The organism is Sphingomonas sp. (assembly GCF_040398505.1).
Classification (GTDB): Bacteria; Pseudomonadota; Alphaproteobacteria; order Sphingomonadales; family Sphingomonadaceae; genus Sphingomonas.
In genome coordinates this window covers 18,460-20,567 of record NZ_JBBATX010000044.1, presented here as the reverse complement: position 1 = coordinate 20,567, position 2,108 = coordinate 18,460, and the positions used below count along the sequence as shown (strand labels likewise).

Genomic DNA, 2,108 nt, shown 5'->3' with positions numbered 1-2,108 from the left:
CGGCTGCGCGGCCGTGCTGCTCGTGGCGGGCGGCTTGGCGACGCCGATCGGCAGCTGGTACAACACTTTGCGCAAGCCGAGCTGGCAGCCGCCCGGCTGGGCGTTCGGGCCGGCCTGGACGATCATTCTCGGGCTGGCCGCCTGGTCCGCCGCGATCGCTTGGACCGCCGCGCCCGATCCCGCTTCACGAACGGCGATCATCATCCTGTTCGCGGTCAATGCTTCCTTTCATTTCCTGTGGAGCCCGGTGTTCTTCGCGCTGCAACGACCCGATTGGGCGCTTGGCGAAGTGGTGTTCCTTTGGGGGTCGCTGGTCGCCTTGCTGATCGGGCTATGGCCGATGTCGCCGTTCGCAGCGTTACTGATCTTGCCCTATTTCCTGTGGGTCAGTTTCGCCGCGTTCCTCAACTGGACGATTGTGCGGCTGAACGGACCCTTCGCCTGAGCTTGTCGTTACGATACAACAGGCGTATCTTACGAAAACAACGAATAACAAGGGACGTACCGCAACAGCCGAGAGGATCTTTCCGATGACCACGCTGGACGTAACCACAACATCCATCCCTACTGACCTTCCCGATATCAGACGGATCGGGACGAGCGACCTTAATTGGGCGCTGGCGGAGGGGTGGAAGGATTTTCAGGCGAAGCGCGGCGATCTGATCTTTCTGGGACTCCTTTATCCCATTATTTGCGGCATCGCGGTCGCGCTTGCCTTTAACGAGCCGCTGCTCCCCTTGCTCTTTCCGCTTGTCGCGGGTCTGTCGATCGCGGGGCCAGCGGTCGCCTCGGGCTTTTACGAGCTGGCGCGGCTGCGCGAGGAAAGGCGCGATTCGAGCTGGCGGCATTTCGTCGATCCACTCAATGGACGCAGCCGCTGGCCGCTCGCCGGGCTGACGTTCGGGCTGGCGGTGCTGTTCGTCGCATGGCTCGGCGTCGCGTATGCCATTTACGGCGCGACTTTCGGGGCAAACGCACCGATGCAAGTTGGCGATGTCTTCGGGCGCTTGTTCACGACCGGGGACGGCTGGCAGTTGATCGTGCTCGGCAATCTGGCAGGCGGCGCGTTTGCCGTCGTCACGTTGGTGGTCGCGGTCGTGTCGTTCCCGATGGTGGTCGATCAGCCGGTCGATGCCGGAACGGCGCTGCGCACATCGATCAAGGCAGTGCGCGAAAATCCGCGCGAAATCTTCGGCTGGGGCCTGCGCGTCGCCGGGTTGCTGCTGCTGGGGCTGATCCCCGCAGCGATCGGTCTCGCGGTGGTCCTGCCATGGCTCGGTTACGCCACCTGGCATCTCTATACGCGACTGGTCGTGCGCTAACTCAGTGAGCGACCCCGGCGGCGCGCTGGGCGGCGGACATGCGCAAGAACTGATCGACCGAGGCGAGTCGCTCGGCAATATCCATCCGGTACGGCGCATCCTTGGGCGTTGCCGCGAGCGCCGCCGCCCAGGCGGGGCGCGCCGCCGCGAAATCGCCCGAATCGACATAGGCCATGCCGAGAAAAAAGGTCGGCCCCGGCGCACGTGGCGCAAGCCTCACCGCGCGTCGAAAGGCGAATTTCGCGGCGGGCGACACCGCGCCGTGATGCAGCGCGAGCACGTAGCCAAGACCGCTCCACAGCACGGCATTGTCCGGTCGTAACGCGATTTCGGCGCGCAGACCCTCGGCGGCGGCATGCGCATCGCCCGTCCGCAGCCGCGCATCGGCGGTGGCGAGCGCGAGGCTGTCATCCCGCGACGGCGCGAACACCGCTTCGCGAAAGGCGATCATGCCGGGATCGACCGTGATCGGCGTGACATCGGCTGCGGTCGGCTTGCCCGGCTGATGCGCCTGGCTTTGCAGCGCGAAGCCCGCCGCGCCGAGCATCAGCGCCGCCCCCGCGATCGTCCACAAACGCCGCGCGACGCCCAGTGCCCACAGCACGCCCGCCGCGACGAGGCCGACCGCCAGCAAAATCAGCACATTCATACGCTCCGCCGCCGCCGCTTGAAGCTCGCCCGCGCCAGCCACGCGCCAAGCACCAGTAAGGCAAGCGGCGCGATCCACAGTGGCGCGGTCGTCGCGCTGAACGGTGGATCATAGCTGACATAATCGCCGTAGCGCGC

Annotated in this window: 4 protein-coding genes; 2 read left to right on the top strand and 2 right to left on the bottom strand. The window is 65.8% G+C overall.

The window, feature by feature from the left end:
• Together ABWP09_RS07610 and ABWP09_RS07605 are read left to right on the top strand one after the other, a co-directional pair.
• The coding region (locus tag ABWP09_RS07610; protein ID WP_353204543.1) for a TspO/MBR family protein at window positions 1-445 on the top strand (445 nt) is incomplete at its 5' end.
• An 85-nt stretch (window positions 446-530) separates the two neighbouring features.
• The gene (locus ABWP09_RS07605) at window positions 531-1,322 is read left to right on the top strand and encodes a DUF2189 domain-containing protein (RefSeq protein ID WP_353204542.1); all 792 of its coding nucleotides are present in this window, start codon (window positions 531-533) and stop codon (window positions 1,320-1,322) included.
• Window position 1,323: 1 nt separating this feature from the next.
• Here ABWP09_RS07605 and ABWP09_RS07600 read toward each other — a convergent pair whose 3' ends face one another.
• Together ABWP09_RS07600 and ABWP09_RS07595 are read right to left on the bottom strand one after the other, a co-directional pair.
• Window positions 1,324-1,971: a tetratricopeptide repeat protein gene (locus ABWP09_RS07600; RefSeq protein WP_353204541.1), complete on the bottom strand. Its 648-nt coding sequence runs from the start codon at window positions 1,969-1,971 to the stop codon at window positions 1,324-1,326.
• The coding region (locus ABWP09_RS07595) for a cytochrome c-type biogenesis protein CcmH (protein WP_353204547.1) at window positions 1,968-2,108 on the bottom strand (141 nt) is incomplete at its 5' end. The genes ABWP09_RS07600 and ABWP09_RS07595, both read right to left, overlap by 4 nt.